The 23,482-nt window shown below is 58.7% G+C and carries 25 protein-coding genes; 9 read left to right on the top strand and 16 right to left on the bottom strand.

Going from position 1 to position 23,482, the window contains the following annotated elements; translation table 11 throughout:
- Positions 1–45: 45 nt before the first annotated feature.
- The 3 genes from metG to rsmI form a co-directional block, all read right to left on the bottom strand.
- Positions 46–1,878 (bottom strand): methionine--tRNA ligase, encoded by a 1,833-nt coding sequence (metG, locus tag HMPREF1257_RS04380; RefSeq protein ID WP_023026004.1) that lies wholly within the window; start codon positions 1,876–1,878, stop codon positions 46–48.
- Positions 1,879–2,012: 134 nt separating this feature from the next.
- Positions 2,013–3,869: a BCCT family transporter gene (locus HMPREF1257_RS04375; RefSeq protein ID WP_023026002.1), complete on the bottom strand. Its 1,857-nt coding sequence runs from the start codon at positions 3,867–3,869 to the stop codon at positions 2,013–2,015.
- 282 nt (positions 3,870–4,151) lie between these two features.
- Positions 4,152–5,000, bottom strand: a complete 849-nt coding sequence (gene rsmI / locus HMPREF1257_RS04370) for a 16S rRNA (cytidine(1402)-2'-O)-methyltransferase (protein ID WP_023026000.1) — start codon at positions 4,998–5,000, stop codon at positions 4,152–4,154.
- A 24-nt stretch (positions 5,001–5,024) separates the two neighbouring features.
- On the opposite strand from rsmI, the gene HMPREF1257_RS04365 reads away from it, so the two are divergent.
- Entirely contained in the window at positions 5,025–6,650 is a 1,626-nt protein-coding gene (locus HMPREF1257_RS04365) for a dolichyl-phosphate-mannose--protein mannosyltransferase (protein ID WP_023025998.1), read from the top strand.
- Positions 6,651–6,670: 20 nt separating this feature from the next.
- Here HMPREF1257_RS04365 and HMPREF1257_RS04360 read toward each other — a convergent pair whose 3' ends face one another.
- The gene (locus tag HMPREF1257_RS04360; protein WP_023025996.1) at positions 6,671–7,372 is read right to left on the bottom strand and encodes a zf-HC2 domain-containing protein; all 702 of its coding nucleotides are present in this window, start codon (positions 7,370–7,372) and stop codon (positions 6,671–6,673) included.
- Positions 7,359–7,772 (bottom strand): DoxX family protein, encoded by a 414-nt coding sequence (locus tag HMPREF1257_RS04355; RefSeq protein WP_005279936.1) that lies wholly within the window; start codon positions 7,770–7,772, stop codon positions 7,359–7,361. Before HMPREF1257_RS04355 ends, HMPREF1257_RS04360 begins: the two co-directional genes overlap by 14 nt.
- Positions 7,773–7,944: 172 nt before the next feature.
- Here HMPREF1257_RS04355 and HMPREF1257_RS04350 point away from each other — a divergent pair, with 172 nt between their 5' ends.
- The gene (locus tag HMPREF1257_RS04350; RefSeq protein ID WP_023025993.1) at positions 7,945–8,604 is read left to right on the top strand and encodes a DNA-3-methyladenine glycosylase I; all 660 of its coding nucleotides are present in this window, start codon (positions 7,945–7,947) and stop codon (positions 8,602–8,604) included.
- On the opposite strand, the gene glpR is transcribed toward HMPREF1257_RS04350, so the two are convergent.
- The 4 genes from glpR to HMPREF1257_RS04330 all read right to left on the bottom strand — a co-directional run bounded on the left by glpR (position 8,605) and on the right by HMPREF1257_RS04330 (position 13,261).
- Positions 8,605–10,059 (bottom strand): gephyrin-like molybdotransferase receptor GlpR, encoded by a 1,455-nt coding sequence (gene glpR, locus HMPREF1257_RS04345; protein ID WP_369707589.1) that lies wholly within the window; start codon positions 10,057–10,059, stop codon positions 8,605–8,607.
- 157 nt (positions 10,060–10,216) lie between these two features.
- Positions 10,217–10,927 carry a GNAT family N-acetyltransferase gene (locus HMPREF1257_RS04340; protein ID WP_023025989.1) on the bottom strand — a complete coding sequence of 237 codons (711 nt, stop codon included), beginning with the start codon at positions 10,925–10,927 and terminating at the stop codon, positions 10,217–10,219.
- Positions 10,927–12,261 carry a gephyrin-like molybdotransferase Glp gene (gene glp, locus HMPREF1257_RS04335; RefSeq protein ID WP_023025986.1) on the bottom strand — a complete coding sequence of 445 codons (1,335 nt, stop codon included), beginning with the start codon at positions 12,259–12,261 and terminating at the stop codon, positions 10,927–10,929. The genes HMPREF1257_RS04340 and glp overlap by 1 nt, the downstream gene beginning before the upstream one ends.
- 73 nt (positions 12,262–12,334) lie before the next feature.
- A complete protein-coding gene (locus HMPREF1257_RS04330) occupies positions 12,335–13,261 on the bottom strand; it encodes a UTP--glucose-1-phosphate uridylyltransferase (protein WP_034659306.1) in 927 nt (308 codons plus the stop codon).
- Between the two features lie 68 nt (positions 13,262–13,329).
- Between HMPREF1257_RS04330 and HMPREF1257_RS04325 the strand changes: the two genes are divergently transcribed.
- Positions 13,330–13,911: a 5-formyltetrahydrofolate cyclo-ligase gene (locus HMPREF1257_RS04325; protein WP_023025981.1), complete on the top strand. Its 582-nt coding sequence runs from the start codon at positions 13,330–13,332 to the stop codon at positions 13,909–13,911.
- Positions 13,912–13,952: 41 nt separating this feature from the next.
- Positions 13,953–14,504: an SAF domain-containing protein gene (locus tag HMPREF1257_RS04320; protein WP_051138382.1), complete on the top strand. Its 552-nt coding sequence runs from the start codon at positions 13,953–13,955 to the stop codon at positions 14,502–14,504.
- A gap of 53 nt (positions 14,505–14,557) precedes the next feature.
- Here HMPREF1257_RS04320 and HMPREF1257_RS04315 read toward each other — a convergent pair whose 3' ends face one another.
- Both HMPREF1257_RS04315 and dcuC read right to left on the bottom strand, forming a co-directional pair.
- Positions 14,558–15,889, bottom strand: coding sequence for a lyase family protein (locus tag HMPREF1257_RS04315; RefSeq protein WP_023025977.1), 1,332 nt, complete (start codon positions 15,887–15,889; stop codon positions 14,558–14,560).
- Positions 15,890–15,937: 48 nt separating this feature from the next.
- Positions 15,938–17,305 carry a C4-dicarboxylate transporter DcuC gene (gene dcuC / locus HMPREF1257_RS04310; protein WP_023025975.1) on the bottom strand — a complete coding sequence of 456 codons (1,368 nt, stop codon included), beginning with the start codon at positions 17,303–17,305 and terminating at the stop codon, positions 15,938–15,940.
- A 244-nt stretch (positions 17,306–17,549) separates the two neighbouring features.
- On the opposite strand from dcuC, the gene mscL reads away from it, so the two are divergent.
- Positions 17,550–18,047, top strand: coding sequence for a large-conductance mechanosensitive channel protein MscL (gene mscL / locus HMPREF1257_RS04305; RefSeq protein WP_023025973.1), 498 nt, complete (start codon positions 17,550–17,552; stop codon positions 18,045–18,047).
- A gap of 112 nt (positions 18,048–18,159) precedes the next feature.
- Here the strand turns inward: mscL and HMPREF1257_RS04300 are convergent, their stop codons facing one another.
- The 5 genes from HMPREF1257_RS04300 to HMPREF1257_RS04280 all read right to left on the bottom strand — a co-directional run bounded on the left by HMPREF1257_RS04300 (position 18,160) and on the right by HMPREF1257_RS04280 (position 21,487).
- On the bottom strand, positions 18,160–18,390 hold the full coding sequence (locus HMPREF1257_RS04300) for a hypothetical protein (protein WP_023025971.1): 231 nt from the start codon (positions 18,388–18,390) through the stop codon (positions 18,160–18,162).
- Positions 18,391–18,418: 28 nt separating this feature from the next.
- Positions 18,419–19,027 (bottom strand): molybdenum cofactor biosynthesis protein B, encoded by a 609-nt coding sequence (locus HMPREF1257_RS04295; RefSeq protein WP_023025969.1) that lies wholly within the window; start codon positions 19,025–19,027, stop codon positions 18,419–18,421.
- A gap of 60 nt (positions 19,028–19,087) precedes the next feature.
- Positions 19,088–20,569 (bottom strand): S1C family serine protease, encoded by a 1,482-nt coding sequence (locus tag HMPREF1257_RS04290; protein ID WP_023025967.1) that lies wholly within the window; start codon positions 20,567–20,569, stop codon positions 19,088–19,090.
- A gap of 459 nt (positions 20,570–21,028) precedes the next feature.
- Complete coding sequence (gene rpmF / locus HMPREF1257_RS04285; protein WP_005279913.1) at positions 21,029–21,202, bottom strand: 50S ribosomal protein L32; 174 nt, start codon at positions 21,200–21,202, stop codon at positions 21,029–21,031.
- Between the two features lie 15 nt (positions 21,203–21,217).
- Positions 21,218–21,487 (bottom strand): type B 50S ribosomal protein L31, encoded by a 270-nt coding sequence (locus HMPREF1257_RS04280; RefSeq protein ID WP_005279912.1) that lies wholly within the window; start codon positions 21,485–21,487, stop codon positions 21,218–21,220.
- A 513-nt stretch (positions 21,488–22,000) separates the two neighbouring features.
- On the opposite strand from HMPREF1257_RS04280, the gene rpmB reads away from it, so the two are divergent.
- From rpmB to rpsR, 4 genes are read left to right on the top strand one after another with little or no spacing between them, the layout of a single operon-like run.
- On the top strand, positions 22,001–22,237 hold the full coding sequence (gene rpmB / locus HMPREF1257_RS04275) for a 50S ribosomal protein L28 (protein ID WP_005279911.1): 237 nt from the start codon (positions 22,001–22,003) through the stop codon (positions 22,235–22,237).
- Positions 22,238–22,239: 2 nt separating this feature from the next.
- A complete protein-coding gene (gene rpmG, locus HMPREF1257_RS04270; protein WP_023025964.1) occupies positions 22,240–22,404 on the top strand; it encodes a 50S ribosomal protein L33 in 165 nt (54 codons plus the stop codon).
- 3 nt (positions 22,405–22,407) lie between these two features.
- Positions 22,408–22,713, top strand: a complete 306-nt coding sequence (gene rpsN, locus HMPREF1257_RS04265) for a 30S ribosomal protein S14 (RefSeq protein ID WP_005279906.1) — start codon at positions 22,408–22,410, stop codon at positions 22,711–22,713.
- Positions 22,714–22,728: 15 nt separating this feature from the next.
- Positions 22,729–22,983: a 30S ribosomal protein S18 gene (gene rpsR / locus HMPREF1257_RS04260; RefSeq protein WP_023025961.1), complete on the top strand. Its 255-nt coding sequence runs from the start codon at positions 22,729–22,731 to the stop codon at positions 22,981–22,983.
- Positions 22,984–23,482: the final 499 nt, after the last annotated feature.

Raw genomic sequence — 23,482 nt, 5'->3', positions numbered from 1 at the left:
GGGACTGGCCACCGCGCTGTGTGTATCTAGCGGGACGTTACCGCGCTAGTTCATCACCGGCGCCCATTCCGGGCCGGTTTCGCCGAGCTCTGGATCCAGCTTGGAAATCAGCGGCTTCGGTTTTGCCAAGGTAGTACCTGGTGCCACCTGGATGCGCTCCCACTTGGCCTGCTGCTGGGTGTAGTCACCCATAATGACAGGATATTCGTGGTTTTCTGGGGGAAGCCCCGCGCCCACGAGCTCAACCGGGATATCGTCCTTGACCTCGCGCACCTCAGGCTGCGCGGCCCATTCGCCGGTGCGGCCCAAGGTCTCGTGCACCTTCTGCGCGGTAAACGGCAGGAACGGGGTGAGCATGACGTTGCAGTCAGACACGACCTGCAGAGCGGTCCACAAAACGGTGGCCAGGCGCTCGCGTTGAGTTTCATCCTTGGCCAACTTCCACGGCTCCTGGGAGGCGATATACGCATTCGCCTCGCCCACCACGTGCATGATGGAGACGATGGCCTGCTTAAACTTGGATTGCTCCAGCAGGTTACCGGCGGTGGTAAAGGTCTCCTCCGCCAGCTGCAAAATGGCCTCGTCGCGCTCCTCTAGGGCCGCCGGGACCGGAACCTCTCCAAAGTTCTTGTGCGCCATGGACACGGTGCGGTTGACCAGGTTGCCCCAGCCATTGGCCAACTCATTATTGACGCGGCGCACGAATTCATCCCATGTAAAGTCCGCGTCGTTGTTTTCGGGACCAGCCACGGCGATGAAGTAGCGCAGCGGATCCGGGCCAAACTCCGCTAGGAAGTCTTTAACGTAGATCACCACGCCCTTGGAGGAGGAGAACTTTGAGCCGGACATCGTTAAGTATTCCGAGGAGACGATTTCCGTGGGCAGGTCCAACTCACCGTACTGGTGCAGCTCGCCGCCCTTGGCACCCTTTCCGGCATAGCCCAGCAATTCCGCCGGCCAGATCTGCGAGTGGAAGGTGATATTGTCCTTGCCCTGGAAGTAGTAATGACGGGTTTCTGGGTCCTGCCAGAATTCCTTCCACGCCTCCGGCTGGCCGGTGCGGTGCGCCCACTCGATGGAGGCGGACAGGTAGCCCACGACGGCGTCGAACCACACGTATAGTTTCTTCGCGTTATTGTCCTGCCAGCCTTCCACCGGAATGGGAATGCCCCAGTCAATATCGCGGGTCATGGTGCGCGGGCGCATGTCCTCCAGCAGGTTGAGGGAGAACTTTAGCACGTTCGGGCGCCAATCCTCGCGGGTAGAAAGCCACTTTTGCAGCTCGTCCTTCAGCGATGGCAGATCTAATAGGAAGTGCTCGGTTTCCACGAACTGCGGCGTTTCGCCGTTGATCTTGGATACCGGATCAATGAGGTCTACTGGGTCCAGCTGGTTACCGCAGTTATCGCACTGGTCACCGCGGGCCCCATCCGCACCGCAAATGGGGCACGTGCCCTCGATATAGCGGTCCGGCAGCGTGCGGCCGGTGGATGGAGAAATTGCCCCCTTGGTGGTCTCTTTCAGCATGTAGCCGTTCTCATTGAGCCCCTTGAACAGCTCCTGCACCACCGAGTAGTGGTTGCGGGTGGTGGTGCGGGTAAAAAGGTCGTACGACAAGCCGAGGTTGGCCAGATCGTTGACAATCTGGCGGTTATAGCGGTCCGCGAGTTCGCGGACGGATACGCCTTCCTTATCGGCCTGGACCAGCAACGGGGTGCCGTGCTCATCCGTGCCGGAGACCATGAGTACGTTGCGGCCACGCATTCGCTGGAACCGGGCGAATACGTCAGAGGGAACGCCAAAACCAGCCACGTGACCGATATGGCGCGGGCCATTGGCGTATGGCCAGGCAACATTTACTACTAAAGACTCAGTCATGGAGTCCAGTTTATCGAAGCACCTGCACGAACACACGTTGAGGGCACATTATCTCTACCACCGAAAAGCGCCCGCCTCCCTCCCAAGTATGGGAAAGCGGCGGGCGCTGCTACCGAAGGCGGTAGATGCTCTATCTACTTGCGCTTCATCGGGTTCTTCAAACGCTCGTTGCGGCGCTTCTTGAGCACCTGCGTGCGCTGGTAGTCGCGGTGCAAGCGGCGCTCGCGGGCCATCTTGCGCTGGAACTGCTGCGCCTCGCGGTACTCGAGGTAAATGATGTCCTGGCTCAAGTCCTTGTAAATGGCGAACATCAGGCCAATGACGATGAACAAGAACGGCAGCGCCGCCACGATGGTGACATTCTGCAGGTTGGACAGTGCATCCTCATTAACCAAGAGCAGGGTCAAACCAACGGCTGCGGTCAGAGCACCCCACAGGGCGGATAGCCACGGCTTCGCGGTTGCGGCACCATTTTGTGTCATCGAACCCATCACGGTGGACGCGGAGTCCGCGGAGGTAATGAAGAAGGTGGCCAGCAAGATGACGGCGACAACGCCGGCAATGAAGCCACCAGGCAGGTTGTGCAGGAGGTTAAACAGCTCTACCTCGGCGGATTCGCCGGTGATGGATTCGCCGTTTTGCTCCATGTGGATTGCGGTGCCGCCGAAGATGGCGAACCACAGGGTGGAAACGCCGGCTGGGATGAGCAGGACGCCCAAGCAGAACTCGCGGACGGAGCGGCCGCGGGAAATGCGCGCCAAGAACATGCCCACGAATGGGGACCAGGAGACCCACCATGCCCAGTAGAAGATGGTGTAGCCAGACAGCCACTCACCGGCGGTACCGTTCTCGGACTCTGCGGTACGGCCGATCATCTCGGTGAAGTAGTTGAAGTAGTTACCGATGGATCCCGGAATCTGGTTCAGGATGGTCACGGTTGGGCCCAAGATGAAGACGAAGATGGCCAGCACCGCAGCCAAGACCATGTTGGCATTGGACACGTACTGAATACCCTTGCCCACACCGGAAAGTGCGGACAGCAAGAAGGCCAGGGTCAAGACCAAGACAATGCCGATAACCACGGACTGGGTTGGGTTATCGATGATGCCGGAAGCTTCCAGGCCTGCCTGAATCTGCAGCGCGCCCAAGCCCAGGGAACAAGCGGTACCGAAGACGGTGGCGAAGATGGACAGGATGTCAATGAACTTGCCCAATCCGCCGTTGGCGCGGCGCTCACCGATGAGCGGCACGAAGGTCTGACTTAGCAGCTGCTTGCGGCCGATGCGGTAGGTCGAGTACGCGATGGCCAAACCAACAATGGCGTAAACAGCCCAGGGGTGCAGCGTCCAGTGGAACATGGCGTAGGCCATGGATGAGCCCACGTTTTCCGTTCCTCGGCCGGGCGTACCGTCGCGGTAGTTCGCCAGCGGCTCGGAAGCACCGTAGAACATGAGGCCAATGCCCATACCCGCAGCGAACATCATGGCGATCCACGAAGGCGTGGAAAACTCCGGTTCCTCGTTAATGTGGCCCAACTTGATGGAGCCAAACTTGGAGGAAGCAATAAAGATCACGAAGGCCACGAAGACGGTGCCAAAGAGCACGTAAGCCCAACCGAACTTATCGACGACCCACGTCAGGGCCGCGGAAGAAAAGTCGGCGAAGTTATCCGGGGCGGCAAGGCCCCAGATAACGATGGCGGCAACGAGAACACCCGCAATACCCATGATGGTCCAGTCAATCGGGATATTATCGCGGTCCGCAGCAACTTCGATTTCCGGGTCGTCATACTCTTCGGGGTGGAACCCCTCAGAGTTGATCATGTCCTGGATCTGGCTCGTCGCCGTCTGTTCATCCAGTGCCTCTTCTACCGTTTGATAATCCTCAATCGGCTGCTCGCTCGAAGCAGTAGAAGTGGTCCCAGCAGGCGCTTCGCTGGGCCCCTTCCCTTCTTCGGGCACGCCAGTGCCGTTATTTTCAGTACTAGTCATGCTCTCTACAGTGGTGTTATGCCCCCAATTTTTCAAACCGTTTTGTTACCAAAACCCCAGCTTATGCACATTTTTGAGCATTTCCTTAATGCTTCCTGCACACTTATAAGCCGCATATCCCCACGTAGACGGCTTTTAGGCGCCACACGCCCGAGCAAGATAACGATTCGATAACACATATAGAAGCGTGAAACCTACTGTTAGCACGACCAATTGTGACCGTTTATACAGCGCATAGAAATAACCTGCGTACGATTCAACAAGTGCTCAACTAGCGGGCAGTCAGCGGGCATCCAAAGCGGCATCGTATAACTCCCGATTGGATACCCCAGTCCCCTTGGCGGCCTGCTTGCACGCGTCCTTCAAGCGCATGCCGGCCGCGGCCAACTCCAAGGCCTGCGGGACAAGGTCAGCGGCGGTCACGGCAGCGCCGGTTCCGCCTTCGATGACCACGGTAATTTCGCCCTTGACTCCCTCGCTCGCCCACTCGGCCAGCTCAGCTAGCGGGCCGCGGCGCACCTCCTCATACGTCTTGGTCAGCTCGCGGCATACCGCGGCGGGGCGATCGCCGCCGAGAACCTGGGTGGCATCGGCAAGCGTCTCGGCGATGCGGTGGGGCGATTCAAAAAATACGATGGCGCGCTTTTCATTGCGCAGCGATTCCAGCCACGCCTTTCGCGGGCCGGGCTTGCGCGGCGGAAATGCATCAAAGAGGAAGTGGCCCACGCCCAGGCCAGAGAGGGCGAGCGCCGTAGGCACCGCCGAGGGGCCTGGGAAACACGTCACGGGAATATCGCGTTCGGCGGCCGCGGCCACTAGAGACAGGCCTGGATCGGAAATAATCGGCATGCCGGCGTCGGTGACCACGAGGACGGTGCCGTGCTGGGCGGCATCGATAAGCTGCTGCGCACGCGCCTGCTCATTGTGGTCGAAATTGGACACCACGGTACCGGAAATCTCGATGCCCAGGGCCTGCGCCAGGTTGCGCACGCGGCGGGTATCTTCGGCAGCGATGACATCAGCATGCGCCAATGCCTGCATCAGGCGCGCCGAGGTATCACCGACATTTCCCAAGGGCGTGGCGGCAAGAATGACGCCGCGCGGAAGTGGTTCCAGACCTAAAGCTGACATGCCTCTAGCATTCCACATTCTCCTATGCACCCGCGCGCAGGCTCGTCGCCTAAACTCTTTTTCGTGACTATTGCTACCGCTGCCCCCTCTAGCTCACCGCGCACCCCGCATAACCGCGTGATGCCGCCGGCACCGCGCACCTACACGTGGGGCAAGGCCGATTGGATAAGCACCGGCATCATCGCCGTTCTCGCACTGATCACGCGGTTCGTGGGCCTTACCGCGCCGGTATCACAGGGCACTCCCGTCTTCGATGAAAAGCACTACGTTCCCCAGGCCTGGGACATGGTCAAAAGCTGGGATAACTTATTCATCGGCGGCATCGAGACCAACCCGGGCTTTGGGCTCGTGGTTCACCCGCCGCTGGGCAAGCAGATCATTGCCATTTCGGAATGGGTCTTTGGTTATACCCCGCTGGGCTGGCGCTTGATGACGGCCCTCTTCGGCGTCGGCACCGTGCTGATGACCATGGCGCTGGCCCGCCGGTTGTCCTTTTCCTGGCAAGTGGCCACCTTTGCCGGCATTCTGGCCGTCTGCGATGGCGTCCTCTTGGTTTCTGCGAAATTCGGCATGCTGGATATCTTCCAGGTCTTTTTCATCGTGGCCGCAGCGTGGGCACTAGCCCGCGACCATCAACAGATGCGCGAGTGCCTCCACCACGCCCTGCTAAGCGGCGGGATGGGCACCTCCCCATTCGGGCCACGCTTTGGCTTCCGGTGGTGGCGCTTTACCGCCGGAGTCTTTTTAGGCCTATCACTTGCCGTGAAATGGTCTGGGCTGTACTACATCATGTTTTTCGGCCTGCTCTGCGTCCTTAGCGACCTCGCGCTGCGCCGCAAGTATGGCATTCGCCGCTACATTGTGGGCACGCTCATTCGCGATACGCCCGCAGCACTCGCCTCCCTGGTAGCCGTGCCAGTAATGATTTATGCGTGGAGCTGGCGCGCGTGGTTTGCCTCAGAGACCGCGGTCTACCGGCACGCCAAGGTGGATGGGACCATCGGGGAAGACTCTTGGCTCATGCACTTACCGGAGCCGGTGGCCGGCTGGTTTTATTACCACTCCTCCGTATTGGATTTTCACGCCAGCTTGACCTCTTCTGGCGGCCACCACCACCCGTGGGATTCCAAGCCGTGGGCATGGCTGGCCGGGGCTCGGCCCATTTTGTATTACTCAAGTACGGACCTGGAATGCAGCGGCGGTGACGAATGCCGCAAGATGCTCTACCTCTTTGGCACCCCGGCGATCTGGTGGCTGGTAGTCCCCGCAGTACTTTGGGGGCTGTGGTCGCTTATCATCCGCCGCAACCGCGCCTTCCTCATTCCCCTCGTGGGCTTTGCGGCCGGATTTCTCCCGTGGCTGGCGGCCTTTGACCGGCAGATGTACTTCTTTTATGCCACCGCGTTTATCCCGTTTGTCATCGTGCTTCTCGCCCTCACGCTAGGCCAAATGGTCGGACGCGGTAAGCCCATCAGGTGGCGGTGGATTAGGCGCATCGCTGGCGGGTCGATGCGGCGGGGAACGTTTGCAGCCGCCTGCTACCTCGCGCTGGTGGTCGCAATGTTCTTCTACTTCGCGCCCATCTTATACGGCTTCATCATCCCGGAGTCTTGGTATCAATCCATGATGTGGCTGCCCAGCTGGAAATAGGTGCCAGAAACCCGTTCGCCTTAGTGCGGCTGCGCGTTCAAGGATTTCCACCACGCGCGCACCAGGTAGCCCTTCTCGGCAGCCCACGCCCAGGCCAGACTAATGGTCGACAGCGCGGTAGCGATGAGCAAATAGACCTGTTCCATGGTGACGGTGCCGAGCGCAATATCGCGCACGCCAAAGCCAAAAAGAAATGCAAACATCGTGGCGGATACCGGGAAAAGCCCGGTCACAGAGGCTGGGCGCCAGGCGCTCCACAGCAGGCCACACGCCATGCCAAAGCGCACGGCCGCGCCTTCCATCAGCAGGTTGGCGCGGTCTGGATCGGCCGAAGGATCCAGCACCGAACCCTCTGTGCCCAGCGGCACGAGGCCGGAAGCGCGCACCACTTGTACGATGGCCCACACCGCAAAAACGAGTCCCATGACTACCAAGGCACTGCGTGCCACCGTGAGGTTGGCCTGCCTGGCGCTCGATGCCCGCTTCCACTCCGGTTCTACCCCGGCGAGGATCACCTCAGAAAGATCCGTCGGCGGCGACATGCCGGAATCCGCCGGTTCCACGAAGCTTAAGGAACGCGATAGCGCCGCTGCCTTATCGCGAAACGCTCGGCACTCCGCGCAGTGTTCTAGGTGGGCGTCGATGACGTCTGCGGAAAGCTCCGCTTCTTCGCCATCCAGCTGGGCGGAAATCGCCGCTTGCACTTGGCTATGCGTCAACATTGCTTAACGCCCTATCCAAGCTCGCCCGGCCAGAACCAAAAATAACGATCATTATGAGGGACATGCACAGCACCAAGGGGTACTCGATGCCACCGTCGCCGGCAAAGAGGCCATTTCCCCAGTGCACGAAGTACAGCGCGCCCACCATGTCCACGGCCAGCGCCGCAGCGGCAAAGGTGGTTAACAAACCAATGACGAGGAAGGCGCCACCCACCATCTCCCCGATTGCGGCGGCATAACCGGCTATCTGTGGCTGCGGGATGCCGAGGGCAGAAAACTGCCCAACCGTCTCATCCATTCCGTCCATGAACATCTTGTCCACGCCGTGCGCAATAAAGATGAGCCCGAGGACCAACCGAAAAAGCAGCAACGCGGCATCACGAACGGCAGGTCTATTCATGGTCAATAGACTACATCGAATGCCCACCCCAACGCGAAGACACCGCCGCCCCACGCCCTGAGCTCGCAATTTCACCATCTGGCGAGGTACACGCTGCATCCCACCCGCAATCGCTGCTTGAATGGGGAAAGACAAGGAAAATAGGCACAACACACCAATAGGAGAACCGTCCATGGACACTGACACCACCACCGAAGAACGCACCCCGCTGGCGTATGACGAGAACGGCGTAGCCCGCACGCCGTGGGCCGTGACATCGTCGCTATTGACGGATTATTACGACACCGAATGGGGACTTCCCATTAGGGACGAGGCCGGCCTTTTTGAGCGCCTGAGCCTGGAGTCCTTCCAGTCTGGGTTGTCTTGGGCCGTGGTATTAAAAAAGCGCCCCGCCTTCCGCAAGGCCTTTTGCCACTTCGATCCGGAAAAGGTCGCGGAATTCGGCGAGGCCGAGGTGGAGCACTTGCTTGCCGATGCCACCATTATCCGCAACGAGCCCAAGATCCGCGCCACCATTAATAATGCGAAGGCCACCATTAAACTGCGCGAAGAGGGTGGCTTAGCGGATTTCATTTGGAGCTTTCAGCCCACAGAAAATATCTACCCCGAGGTCATGGAGGATATTCCGAACAAGAGCCCAGAATCGCAGGCCATGTCGCGGGAATTGAAAAAGGCCGGTTTTAAGTTCGTGGGGCCGGTGACCTGCTTTGCGCTCATGGAGGCAATAGGGATGGTCGATACCCATCTCTTGGGCTCCCACCGCCGGGCTACCTCCGGTGTATGGCCGGAGGAAACCGAAAAGCTCCACGGAAGCGAGGATGCAGCCGGCTAATTAACCTGCGCGGCGAGCGGCTAGGTCATCGCGGCGCCCTACCCCACTGGGCCCGGCGTGCGGGCCATCAAAGTCGCCATCTTCATCATCGCTGTAGCTTAAGGGAAGGTGCTCAAAGTCGGGGCTTTCATCATCGATTTCGACGACGACCGCACCCGGGCGGCGCAGGTTGCGGGGGATCTTCAACGCCTCATCATCGGTATTGTGAACGCCCAACCGCGCCCGGCGCAGGTGCTTTACTCGGCGCCGCAATAGCGCTTGTTCTTGCCGGACTTGCGCGCGCAGCGCCACCAGGTAGGTCCCAGTCAGGATGCCGACGATGCCTGCCAGCCACCAAGTCCATCCACCGGCCACAATGCCCAGGGCCACGGTGAGGACCACTGCGATGGCTAGGCCGATGAGCGTGCGCTGGCGGCGCTGGTAGCGGGTAGCGGACTTCTCCTTTTCCGCTACTGGGTCCCAACCACCGCGGCCAAGGCGCCGCTGAGCAAATGCCACCTCGTCCTCAGAAAGGTCCGTATTCAACGCCGCGTCCTCAGCACCCTGGGCACTGTACTCATCTGCTTCTGCCGATTCCTCTGCTGCGCCTTCGGATTCAGACTCTGCGGAGTCGGTTTCTGCGGAGTCCGGTTGTTCTGCATCAATGACTGGGGCGGGGTCCACCGCGCCCGGATACATCAGGTCAACCGGGGAGGTATAGGTCTCGTCATAGTCATACGCGTCTTCTGCAATGTCCGCTGCCACCGGCGCGGTGAAGGACTCGGTGGAATTGGCAACCACATCACCGCGGCGGCCCTTGCGCTTTGCACCGCCTGCTTCCTCGCCGGCGCGCTCGTCATCATCGAGCAAGACATCATCGACATCGTCCGTGTTCACATCTGCATCGTCGGAGTCCCTAGACGTACGCGCGCTATCGGCGGGAGTGGTGGCATTGGTCGCATCGGTGGTATCAGCGGCAGCGGCTGGAACCGCGGATTCCTCAATGACTTCACCCTCGATGGTCTCTGCCGTCTCCTCAGTTGGGGTGGCGTGCCCATTGCGCGCGTCCGCTTCGTTCTCATCGGCGGCGGAGCGGAATGCGCGGCCACCAACGCCGAAGGGTTGCGCCCGGGCGCGGCGGGCAGCACCGGCGATGGTCCGCGACTGTGCGCGGGAAGCGCGGTCCTCTACTTCTTCCTCGATCAGCACGTCATCGACGTCTGCCTCGCGGTCCGAGTTTTCCGTGGAAGCGGATACGACCTCGTAGTCTTGATCCTCATCCGACGCACTGCGGTGGATATCATCGGCGCGCAGGCGCGGGCGGCGGCGGCCGGCGACATTGCCGGAATCGCCGGAAAAGAGCACGCGGGTATCCTCAAAGGCCTCTCCGGTATGGCTCATCGGGCGATTGCTCCTGCCCAATAGCCACGGCGCGAGCACGAAGAGCCACACCACGATGATTGCAATAACTGGCACAGCTGTGGACACGACTTAAGGACCTTCCCTTGGGGTGCATATGATTACTCCACTGTAATCGCTAAAACCGCACTTTAGGGGCCACAGAAGCCGTAAATTACAATGTTGTTACTTATGTGAAAACTGAGAAAGCATTCCCCGGAATTAAGGATGCTTTTCACACCAAACGCCCAGCTTGGCGCAGCCGCTCAACCGCTGTGGATGCAAAATCTTCCTTGACTAGGGCCACGAAATGGTGATCCCGCCAGGCGCCATCGATATGCAGGTTGCGGCGCAAAAATCCCTCGGAGCGAAAACCGTTGGCCTCCAGCACGCGCCCGGAGGCGGGGTTTTGTTCCAAGTAGGTTGCGGTCACTCGGTGCAGGCCTACCCGCCCAAAGGCATGGTCCACGCCCAAGGCCGTGGCCGCGGTGGCAACGCCCGCGCCCTGCACGGCGGAATAAACCCAATAGCCAATCCAACAGTCCTGGATGCTGCCGTGCTGGATATTGCCTAGTGTTACCTGGCCGGCGAACTTTCCCTCGAGCTCAATGGCTAGGGGGACTACCTGCGCATCGCGCGCGGAGTTGCGCAGAAACATGAGGTAATTCCACCAGGCCTGCGAGCTATGGGCCGCTGCCCAAGTGGTCGCCTGGGTCGGCTCTACCGGCCGGAGCAAGGGTTCGTCCTCAATGCGCTGGCGCCGCCATTCGGGACCATCCGAGCGCAGCAAAGGCCGCAGCCGCAATCGTCCGCCAGACGGCAGTGTCCCCGAGGCAGGAAGCTGCACCGTCGGCGTCGCTTCTGGCCAACCGGGGTGCAGATCATCTGTGGGCCCAGTAACTGGATGGCGCAGCTTCGCCGCAGCGGTACCGAAAGGGTCAAGCATTAGCTGCGCTGGGTAAGGAATAAGACATCAACGACATCGCCCGGGCGAATCTCGGTGACTTCCTCAGGCACGCGGATCATGGCATTGGCTTCGGACAGTCCCGCCAGAAGGTGCGCCGGCGCACCGGTCGCTCCGCCAAGGCCCTCGACCAAATAATCTGCGGTCTCGGCATCGCGCATCAAGCGGGCACGAATGAAGCCACGGCGTCCGGGGCGGGAATCAATGTGGTTCAGTGCGCGGGCACGCACCACTCGGCGGTGGGCATTGCGCTTGCCCAAAGCCAGGCGAATCAAGGGACGAATATAGATTTCGAAAATAACCAGCGACGAAACCGGGTTCGAAGGAAGAAGGAATGTAGGGATGCGCTCATCTCCTACTAGCCCAAAGCCTTGCACGGATCCTGGGTGCATGGCCACGCGGGAGGTATCGATATCGCCGATTTCCGCCAAAATCTCCCGGATCTGTTCGGCACCGGCGCCACCAACGGCACCGGTAATCACAAGGGCTTCGCTGCGCGTGATGTGGGTTTCTAGCACTTCCCGGATGCGGCGCGGCTCGCCTTCGGCAATGCCTACGCGGACCACGTCCGCCCCCGCTTCTTTTGCGGCGGCGGCCAAGGAATAAGAGTTCACATCAAAGACTTGGCCAAGGCCCGGTTCCTTATCCACATCGACCAACTCGCGGCCAAAGGACACGATGGTCACGCGCGGGCGCGGATAAACCAGCACCTTGGACCGGCCCACCGCGGCCAATAAGCCAATCTGCGCTGGGCCAAGGACGGTGCCGGAGGATACAGCGACATCGCCGGGCTGGATATCATCGCCCACGCGGCGGACGAAGTCGCCCGAGCGCACCGTCCGGTGCGCCGTGATGCGCTTGCGGCCGCGGTCGGTCCACTCGAGGGGTAGGACGGCATCGGCAAGCGTGGGCAAGGGCGCGCCCGTATAGACCCGCACGGCTTGCTTGGGCTGTAAACGCAACGGCTGCTTCGAGCCGGCCGGCACCTCGCCCACCACGGGCAAGGAACGCTCAACCTCTGGTGGGGCGGGCTGCGCGGCGGCGTCATCGGCCTGCTCGGGGGCATCCTCACCCTCGCTGCCTTCTTGGTCCTGATTCTTCGGGCGCCGAACCTTCAACCCGCGCTCGCCACCGATATCAACGGCGCGAACCGCATACCCATCGATGGCCGCCTGGGGAAAGCCCGGTAAAGGCTGATTGGCCTGCACCTGCTCGGCGCACATTAACCCCAGTGCATTAGAAATGCTCATCCGCACCGGCTCCGGGGTCGTCGCCGCATCAGTAACCAGCGCCAACTGGTCATCAACTGAACGCATACGGTCTCTGCCCGCCCTTTCTTATTGCCCTTTTACCTTGCTGCCCTAGACGCACGTGCGCGCGGCAAGGTAATTAGTTAAGGCCTTGTTCCGCCTCGAAATCGGACATGATTTGTTTAATAGCTTTATACAGCGCTGGGCCGTATTTTTCATCGCGCAGGCCAAAGTCCACGTTGGCCGGGATATAGCCGCCGGGGTTGCCCAAATCGTGGCGCTTCCCCTCGTGGACCACCACGTGGACGGGCTCGCCTTCTTCAATGAGCAGCTCGATGGCATCGGTCAGCTGCAATTCGCCGCCCTTGCCCGGTTCGATCCGGCGCAGCGCATCAAAAATCTTGCGGTCCAAAAGGTAGCGCCCAGTAGCAACCAGGTTGGACGGCGCGTCCTCTGGGTCCGGCTTTTCCACCATGCCGACGACCTTTTTCACGCCCGGCGCGTCAGTATCTTCTACGTCAAAAACGCCGTAATTAAACGTCTGCTCCTGCGGCACCGCAAACGCGCACAGCACGCTGCCGCCGAGCTCAGCACGAACGCGCGCCATATCTGCCATAACGGTGGCCGGCAATACGATGTCATCCGGCAGCATGACGGCAAAAGAGTCCTCATCTTCTGCCAAGACTTCTTCCGCCAGCCCCACGGCATGGCCCAAGCCCAAGGGCTTTTCTTGCTCTACCGCGATGGGCTCAATGAGCTGGTGAGCGCGGTTGACCTTGGCCACCTGCTCATCCTTGCCGCGGGAATCTAAGGTTTCTACCAGATCCGGAAATTCCGCAAAATGGCGCATTACTTCTTGCTTTTCAGGTGCGGTAATGACCGCAAGCCGGCGCGCGCCCACTGAAGCTGCCTCCTCAGCAATCAATTCAATGCCGGGAGTATCCACAACGGGCAGCAATTCTTTGGGGACGGTTTTCGTGGCGGGCAGAAAGCGGGTGCCCATGCCAGCCGCTGGAACTACAACCGTGGTGATTCCGGAGGCGGAATCTTCGCGTTCATTAGCCATGGATCTTAGGGTACAACGGCGCACGATTTTCCTGTGTAGCGCTACGCCACGGACGCTATTATTTATTTATGCCTTCTTCCAGCGACATCAAAGCTCAACTCCGCACCCGCCTGCTTCGCGCGCGCCGCAGCCTCACCGCAGATGAGCGCGCGGAATGGACCACTGCCCTGCGCGAGCAGTTAGAGCCCGAGCTTTCCGGCGTATCGAGCGTCGCTGCCTATTGGCCGCTGGGCACAGAACCAGGCGGGGCGGATTTCATCCCGTGGCTTTCCCGCCGCGTCGACCGCGTTTTATTGCCCATCACCTGCGGCAATGGCGTTTTGAACTGGGCAGATTACAAGGGCCCGCACAGCATGCAGCCTGGTCAGTTGGGTATTTCTGAGCCGGCTGGCCCGCGTTTTGATAGCCGCGTGCTGTGCGGTTGCGATCTGATTTTGGCCCCCGCCATGGCCATCGATGCGGCCGGAAACCGCCTGGGCAAGGGCGGCGGCTACTACGACCGCGCGCTTTCCCGGGTTCCGCGCAACCACCCCGCGGTACTCGCCATGATCTACCCTACCGAGTTCCTTGACTCTATCCCGGCCACATCCCACGATCGCCGCGTCGAGGCCGTGGTTACCGCCGCAGGAATCCACCGCTTTTCTTCCTAAACGCAGGGAACCGTGCAGGCGGTAGCGCAGTCTAATTGTGCATGGCTCATTCTCCGTCACCGCGAATCTCTCAATTCTTTCGCACTCTTCGCACCCCTGGCCACCGCCGCGGCGTGCTCGTGCGCCGCGTCATCGCGCTGGTCCTGCTCGTTGCCGCGCTGGTTTCCGCGATTTCCAGGGCGAAGGAACTGCCGCAGGTGCTGGTCTTTAGCCACGATCTGCCCGCCGGCGCGGAGCTTTCCGCCTCCGATGTTTCCCTCGAGCGCCTGCCTTCTTCTTCCATACCTAGCAGCGCGCTTGCCGATCCAGACATCATTCCCCACCTACAGCACGGCGATACCGTCGACATCGTCACGGCAAGCAATGCCACCGATTCCCAGCCCGCGACCGCCCGCGTCATCGCCTCCGGCGCCCGGGTGGTCTCCACCACCACCGCGGAGGGCGAAGTTTCTTCTGCCACCGTCTTGCTCGCACTTCCTAATGAGCATGCCAATGACGTGGCCGCGGCCTCTTTAAACCAACCGCTGACCGTGGTCATCGTGGGCGATCGCGCCCAGCCCCAAGCCGTCGATGACGCAGATGCTGCTACTTAAAGACAGCCTGAACCTTTTGCGTAGTGGTGGTCTTTGCAGTACTTATTCCTGATCTATTCCTTCGCCGATTTCGCGATTTCAACAGCTTGGCCGATGTAATTGGCTGGGTTTGTCAAGGCATCAAAGTCCAGCTTTTCCGAAACACCTGCAAGCTTAGAGTGGGCCGCGCAAAACTCTTCCAGGCTGGTACCGTTCTCTCTATTTTCTCGGGCGAATTCCTGAAGAGCGTCGTGTGCGGCACTATGACCAATATGCGGAGCCAACTCCATCATGATCCCTTCAGTCATCAATGAGACACCCGCGCTTTTTACATTGTCTTCTAATGCTTGTGCATCAAAACGCAAGCGAGGAAAGAGCTGGCCCAACTTTTCCAGCGCTCCATCGACGGCAACAAAGATTTGTGGAATCAGATTGCGATGAACCTCGGATTGGCGGTGATCGCGCTCGAAGGTGGCCGGTGCTTGCGTCAGCATGTTTGCCGCCATGCCACAAGCCATGCTGGCTCCCACGGAAATTTTCATTGTGGCAAAGGGATTAAGTTTTTGCGGCATGGTAGACGATCCAGAGGTATGCACATCCATGTCCTCGCGGGCCTCGACCAAATCGGATTGCTGCATAGCAAAGAGATCCTCTGCAATCTTGGCCAAACTTTGCCCCAAGGTAGCCACGGTCGTCACAAGCTCTGTCATTGTATCCGAACTCGCATGCCAAGAAACCGGTTGATAAACCAGTTCCAATTCTTTGGCAAGGCGCCGACTTAACTCAGGGCCTTGTTCTCCAAAGGACGCCAGCGTGCCTACAGCACCGGTAAATTGAATCTGTTCCGTGCGCTCGCGCATCGCTTCCAAGCGTTCCCTGCTCCGGCGCAGTTCCGCATTCCACCGCGCGAAGCGCGTACCCAGTGTCGTCGGCAATGCATACTGCCCATTGGTGCGCGCAACCATTAACGTCGTGGCATGCTCGTGAGCAAGTTTGGCGGTAGCTGCAATCACAGCGTTCAGGCGTTCCAGTATTAGGTCGGTAGCTGCCTTGATCTGCAGGGCCCGCGCGGTATCCAAAATATCTTGAGTCGTCGCCCCGAAATGGACCCAACCGCGTTGGTCTTCCGGAACCGCCTCCCGCAGCGCATCTAGGACAGCGACCGAAGGATTGCCAACCCCGCCGCTTTGGGCCTTTTCTATCAGCTCATCACTGGCGACTGCATTATCTGAGATCGCCTCGGCAGCCTCCTGCGGGATGATTCCCATGTGTCCCTGCGTCCGCGCCATTGCCGCTTCAACAGCGAAAATCTTCCGGATAAGTTGTGCTTCTTCCCAGTGGGCTTCCATGTCCGCTGTGACATAGCCTTTCTTCTGAAAAGACGAGTTCAGTGCGCCGATTCCCATGATAAATTCCTTACTTTTTCAGATGTAGGTTGTGGCCCCAGAACGTGCTTAGAGCAAGATCAGGCTGGATACGATCATCACGACAAAGCCAACCCCCATTGGAAGGAGGGTGCGGCGAATAAGCTCGGTGGTAGAAATCCCTACGCCACCGGCGACGGAAATGATTACCCCGGAGACCGGAGAAACCGCGCGGAATAAACCACTGGCAAATTCCATTGGGGTAATCACTGCCGCTGCCGAAGCACCGAGCCCACGGCTGACATCAGGCACCAGGCTGGCAAAGGAAGAAAATGCGCCGACACCGGAACCGGTCAGGAACGTCACTAGGCCCACGATCAAGGTGAACATGAGGGTGATGACGATAGCGCCGGCACCGAGTTGCTGGCCTCCATCGATGAGCATGGAAATGGCGCCCGTAGCCGTCAACCCGGTGGCGAAGATTTGCGCTGCGATAATCAATGCGACGATGCCACCAAACATCTTTCCCATACCCGTAAAAAAGGATGTGGCTTGTTCAGTTGCGGTGGCAAAAGAACGATGGCGGATGATTTCGCACAGCATGGCCAATAGCCAGACAATTACGAATGCTCCCACTGTGCTCAGCTCGATGCTGTCATTGACCAAGGGACTGAAGATTATCAACAAGATAATGGGCAGTGCGAGAAATAAGCCATACCACTTCGGGCCTGCTTCGCCAGAACCATCGCCCATGGTGTCGGTTTCCTTGTACTCTTCCAAATCCCGCTTATCGTAATGCTGCTGCACGAAATAGTGAGTGATAGCAATTGCAATAGCAGTAGGAATGGCCACGATCAGCTGGTACTGAACAAAGTAGACGACTGGGGATAAATCAATGGTTCGCGCCGACAGCACCGAGGTTCCCGATGCCGGCCCCATAGGCAATGCAGAGGCTGACACGATGACCGCGCCTGCTGCTGCGGGGCTTACCCCTACCGCCTTCAGCACTGGAAGCAATAGCACTAGAAGCAAAATAGCGAGCCCAGCAGCGCTGGGGATAAACATAAAAAGCACCACGCCGAGGAAATACGTGAGGATTAGCGTGATGTAGGGGTGTTTGAACTTTGCGATTGGGGCGGCAAGCACCTCGACCAGTGCCTGTGAAGCGCCGATCTTGTTCATATATGCCGAAAAGCCGCCGGCCGCCATAATGATTAGGCCGACGCCTGTTAATTGGCTACCAGCAACTTGTTCGAATATGCCAATGATGTCTAGCCACCGAGATCCGGTGGAGTCTTCCTCATCTAAAACTCCGTAGCCAGCTTTGGCCGCGGTAGAAACTGCAATGAGAATAAACCCGGCAAGCAATAAAATGATGACCGGCTTATGACCTTTAACAAGGAGGTAGCCTGCACCAATGGTGACTGCCAAGGCAAATAGAGCAAGTGCGATATTCATGCTGGGATCCCTTCTGCCCACGCATTAGAATACTGTTATTTTGACAAACAATATTTTTTTATATTCCGCTTTCACACTAACACCAAATACCTATACCGCAACCGGTGTACATTAGTTAACTAAGCAACAATATTGCAGCCTCCATCCCTCCAAGTTGTGAATACTTTTAGCTTGAACTAAACTCCCTGCTTGCTCATGGTTCACGCCCATCCTTATCTACCCCCAGAAAGGTTCGTCTTCTCCCATGCTTAAGGGCTTTAAAGACTTCATTATGCGCGGCAACGTGGTTGAGCTTGCCACCGCAGTCATCATCGGTTCCGCGTTCACGGCAATCGTCACTTCCGTGACGGATTCCATCATTCAGCCGATCATTAACTCCCTCGGCTCCGCCGAGGTCGATGGTTTAGGCTTCCAAATCACCGATAATAAGTCCACCCTCGTAGACTTTGGCGCCGTCATTACCGCCGCGATTAACTTCCTGATCATCGCCGCAGTGGTGTACTTCCTCATTGTGATGCCGCTGAACAAGCTCACTGAAGCCGCTAAGCGCCGCCAGGGTGTGGACCCAGAGGCGCCGGCACCGACCTCGGAAGAACTCTTGGCAGAAATCCGCGATCTTCTGCAGGCCCAGAACGCTGAGGCTGTCACCGCCGCAGATAAGGCACTTGGGGATGCCACTGCAGCCGAGGACACCGATAACTCCACAACTTCTGAGGGCAAGCACAGCCGCCACGACGACTAATCCTTGCTAAGAAGCAGTTAAGCCCGTGTCCACCTTCGCAATGAAGGAGGCCACGGGCTTTTGTTATGACTGTTTCAGCATTTCCTGGCTCGGGACAAGGATGCGCAGACTATTAGCCGTGGTGCGGCGGCTGGTTCTCGCGGTAAAACTCTTCGCCGCGCTCGGCTGCTTGAGCACCGTCGCCTTCCGCCGCGGCATCATCGAGAGTGACGATGCGCTGTGCATCGGCACCTTCTCCACTAGCTAATTCCTGCTCTACTGGGCGGTCCGCGCTGCGGTCATATTCCGACGTATCTGATTGCCTGAATACGCGCCTGCGCTGGCGGCGTGGTTGAGAGGTCATGGCAGTATCTCCACCCCTTTCCTTGGCGCTATTGCACGCTGGATTCTTGCAATTGATCCACGAGGTGGTGGACCAGCGGGGTCAATGTAGCCATTCCATCGCGCACGGCAGCGCGCGACGGTGCGAGGTTGACCACGACGGTGGAACCAGAAACGCCCGAAATACCGCGGGATGCACACGCATCGACCGCGCCGCAGGCCTGACCAGAAGAGCGCAATGCCTGGGCCACGCCCGGCACCATCTTATCGATGACCCCAGTGGTAGCTTCCGGGGTCTTATCACGCGGGCCCACGCCAGTGCCGCCGACGGTGAGCACGAGATCCACACCGCCGACGACGCCGGTTTCAATAGCCTGCCGGATCTTGGATTTCTTCGAGCGCACGACCACCGAACCATCGATGCGGAAATCCGCCTCTGCTAAAAGTTCAGTAACCAGTTTGGAGGTGCTATCTGAATTTTCGCCGGGGTGATCCGTGACGATCACAACGAGCGCGCGGCGCGGCGCCGCCACTCGGTCCTCCTTCTCACTGGCCAAGAGGTAAGCATCATCCGGCTCCGCCACATCCCGCAAAGCGTCTGTGGAAGCCGAATCCTCCAACCTAGTGGAGTCGGTCAAGTCTTGCTGAGAGTCTGCCATTTTTCTCCTTCAAAGAAACGTCGGGGCGCAATGCGGACACGGCGCGGGCTGGCTTTTAATCTACTCGCCCGTCAGGGTTACCTCTACCTGACGAGTATCATCCGAATTTCCATCGGATACTTCCAAGGTGACGGTCGCACCGAAGTCCTGGGAACGAGCGGCCGCGATAAGCGCATCGGCGTTTTCAATCAGCCGGTCATTGACGCGGGTGACGATATCGCCCTGCTTCAATCCTGCTTGTTCCGCTGGGCTGCCCGGCTCGACCTCGGCAATGCGCGCGCCATTACCGTCATCGCGCGCCAAGACCTTAACCCCCAAGGTGGGGTGAGTTACCTGTCCTTTATTGATGAGCTCATCCGCCATCCGCTTAGCAAAGTTGGAAGGGATGGCAAACCCGAGGCCGATAGAGCCGCCCTCGCCCGTGGCTTTATCAGACAACGAGGCAATCATCGAGTTCATACCAACGATATTGCCGTCCATATCCACCAAAGGACCGCCGGAATTGCCGGGGTTAACGGCGGCGTCAGTCTGGATGGCATCGATAAGCGAAGACTCGCCACCCTCCTGGGACGCACGCACCGGACGGTTCTTTGCGGATACGATGCCAGAAGTCACCGTGGCATTGAGTCCAAGCGGCGAACCTACGGCGACTACCTCTTGGCCAACCGCTACCGCATCCGAGTCGCCGAATTGGAGGTGCGGCAGGTCTTGCACGTCCTTGATCTTGATGACGGCGACATCCGTATTGGCATCGGAAGCCACGAGATCGGCTTCGTGCTTGCTGCCATCGTTCAAGGTCACCTGCATGATGCCGCCCTGTTCCGCACCGGCGATGACGTGGTGGTTGGTCAACACGTAACCATCGGGAGAAATGATCGAGCCAGAGCCTTCCGCAGCCGAGGTCCGAGTAGCGGTCTGAATGGATACCACGGCCGGCAAAACCTTGGAGGAAACCGCTTCCACCGAACCTTCCTCTGGTTCCTTACCCATGCTATTGGCGGCCGGTTGGCTGTGAAGAGCCTCATTGACCACGGACGTGCCGCTGCTGGACTGGTTCTTCCCCACGACCACACCGGTAATGGAGCCTGCTGCAATTGCCGCTACCGCTGCGATTGCGGTCGCGGCGCCAAGTCCGATCTTCTTTTTCTCCTTAGGCTGCGGCGGCAAAGGCGTTACCCCAGGCACGGGCGGCTGGCCGGGTTGGTTGTTTACAGGCCCTTGCTGGGAATAATCGCCCTGCTGACTAGAGAAGCTGGATGTTTCATCCTGCCCCCGGGTAGCACTCGGCTGAGCGCCACCAAAGAGGCGATTGCTGGGCGGGGTGTGCTGCCCGTATGCGGAAGCTTGTGCATCCTGCTCGTTGATGCGCGGCTGGTTCCAGCCCTGGGAATAGGTTCCGTTGGAATATGCGGATCCAGAATTCTGCTGCTCACCGCGCGGCTGGTTATACGGCGCCTGCCCATTGTTCATGCCGTAGGGTTCCTGCGGGACACCGTGCGACTGACCATTATTGCCGCGGTTGTCATCATTCCTCATGTTCATAGGAACACTATGCCTCGCTTCGCTTAGTCACAACTTAAACTACTCTGCCAACGTACTAGAAGTTCCTGTGAAGTTACTGTAGGCAATAAGCTGCCCAAACTCGCCGCACACATCGCCCCCTTCACGCTCGTACACGCCTTCACAATCGCCGCACTACGCATCTTTCATGCTGGGGCGCGAGCCGCCACGAGCACAATCGCAGAGAAAAACTGATCCACCATCGGGTTAGTGCGCTGTTATATTAATTTTAGGATTAGCCTGGCCTTAACTTGAAGTGGATTTCCTTAGCCTTTAAGACCCGAGGAGTAGGCAGCACTGGCACAGCCCAAGTCTCCCCCACCTCTTGGCGCCGCCCAGGCCGGAAGGCGCTTTTTAACATCCCTTTCCCGGGCCTAAAACATCACAACCCCCTCGCAGTCGCTAATAAGCAACCGGGAGGGGGTGGGATTGAAAGCAGGCTTAGAACTGCTCTACGTCAACCAGGCCGAGCTTAGCGGCCTTGACCAGACGGCGCGGGATGCGCACGGTCTGACCGTCGATGGTGACTTCCTGGAGGGCGACGTTGTCGGCCTTCCACTGGGAACGACGTGCGTGGGTGTTCGCACGGGACTTCTTAAACTTAGGAGTTGCCATTTTCTCTTCTTCTCCTTACGCGTTCTTCTTCTTGCGGCGAGCCATGGCACCGAAGCGCTGGTTGAAGCGCTCGACGCGGCCAGCGGTATCCATAACGCGCTGTGCACCAGTCCAGAACGGGTGGGACTCAGCAGTAACGTCAACGACGATGAGCGGGTACTCGTTGCCGTCTTCCCACTCAACGGTGCGAGAAGAGGTAGCGGTGGACTTGGTCAAAAAGGAGTGACCGGTACCAGCATCACGGAAGACCACTGGGTGGTAATCTGGGTGGATGTCTTTCTTCATAGATATTCCCTCAGGGTTGGACTACGGGTCGGTTCCGCACACTGAATTATGCCGGTACGGATCGTGCCCGAGTTGGGATGTACAGTTACAGCTCGCCCGACGCCACACAATGCGCCGACCGATAACCTGAATTATCCTACATTCCACTGCCTTATATACGAAATTGCTCACCTGCGGCAATCACAGTCACCACAGGCGCACATCTACGCCCCATTCGTTATAGTGCGCTTTCGAACCTCTCCAATACGTTAGGCAGTGCTGCTTGATCATCGACGCCAAGCCGACGGCTTAATGCGCGAGACTATCGCGGCAGCGATTAGGTATATCGCGAGTAAGGCTGTAAGATTTGCTCTTGCTGTTGTCAAAATATACGTATTACGCCCCGTCTACTGGTTTTTGACGACGATGCCGCACCTGCTCACACCTCACTTTTTGAGCACTGCCACCCTCACACGGCAGTCGGCACGTAGTCGTTTATAGCCACGATGTGGGCGGCTAGGAGAAAGAAGACCCATGTCGGCTATTTGCCAGGTAACGGGCCGCAAGCCGGAATTCGGCAAGCAGGTCTCGCACTCGCACCGCCGCACTTCGCGCCGTTGGAACCCCAACGTGCAGCGTCGTCGCTACTACCTGCCCTCTGAGGGCCGTACCATTACTCTGAATGTTTCCACCAAGGGTATGAAGATCATTGACCGCGACGGCATCGAGTCCGTTGTTGCCAAGATCCGCGCACGTGGGGAGAAGATTTAAGTATGGCACGTAACGATATTCGCCCAATCATCAAGCTGAAGTCCACTGCGGGCACCGGTTACACCTACGTGACCCGTAAGAACAAGCGCAATAACCCGGATCGCATCTCCCTGAAGAAGTTCGATCCGATCGCCCGCAAGCACGTCGAATTCCGCGAGGAGCGATAATTCATGGCTAAGAAGTCCAAGATCGCTAAGAACGAACAGCGCAAGGAAATCGTCGCCCGCTACGCGGAGCGTCGCGCTGAGCTCAAGAAGATCATCAAGAACCCGAACACCCCGGATGAGGAGCGTTTGGAGGCTCAGTTCGAACTGAACCGCCAGCCTCGTGACGCTTCCCCAGCCCGCGTTCGTAACCGCGACGCAGCCGATGGCCGCCCACGCGGTTACCTCCGCAAGTTCGGCCTGTCCCGTGTCCGTATGCGCGGCATGGCTCACCGTGGTGAGCTGCCGGGCGTTCGCAAGTCCAGCTGGTAAAGGGGTAATTGCACAATGGCTAATAAGCGCAATAACCAAAAGAAGTTCCGTATGGAGCAGAGCCGTCGCCCGAAGAAGAACCCTTTGAAGGCTGAGGGCATTGAGAAGGTGGACTACAAGGACACCAAGACTCTGCGTCTATTCATCTCGGATCGCCACAAGATCCGTTCCCGTCGCGTCACCGGCTTGAACCCGCAGCAGCAGCGTCAGGTTGCTACCGCAGTCAAGAACGCACGCGAAATGGCTCTCCTGCCGTTCACCACCCGCTAAACAGTAGCTGGGTATCAACAGCGCACTTTTGCCGCTGGCAAGTGTGACACGGTAAAAGAACCATAAACTTTCGCCGCCCCGCCTTTCGAGGTGAGGCGGCGAAAGTCGTTTTTAGGGTCTCGCTACGCCGCAAACGCCACACGCCGCGGCAACACCGGGTTAAGTAGCAGGAAGTGTGTCTCGGTTTCAGCGTAAGCGCTGGTTAGCTTGTTTAAATAGGAGCTGAATAAGCTTCTGGGGCTTATTCGGCCCTGCTTTTTGTTCAATCCACCGGAATGGCACCTGCATGTGGTATGTGGTGAGCTGGTTGAATTTTCCGGTGACTACTAACCGACCACGTGCCCTATTTGTGCAGGGCAGATGAAGAAAAATGGCACAACATCCAAAGGGAAAACCAGATGGCGAGAGCGTGTCAAGTTGTTTGTGTGTGGGGCTAGGTTTATAGGTATTTGTCGAAGCGGGCGGGAAAGGCTACGGCCATTTGGTTGATGGCTTGTTT

Source organism: Corynebacterium sp. KPL1814 (genome assembly GCF_000478175.1).
GTDB lineage: Bacteria > Actinomycetota > Actinomycetes > Mycobacteriales > Mycobacteriaceae > Corynebacterium.
Note: the sequence above shows the minus strand (reverse complement) of the source record. Positions and strands in the feature narration are given on the sequence as shown.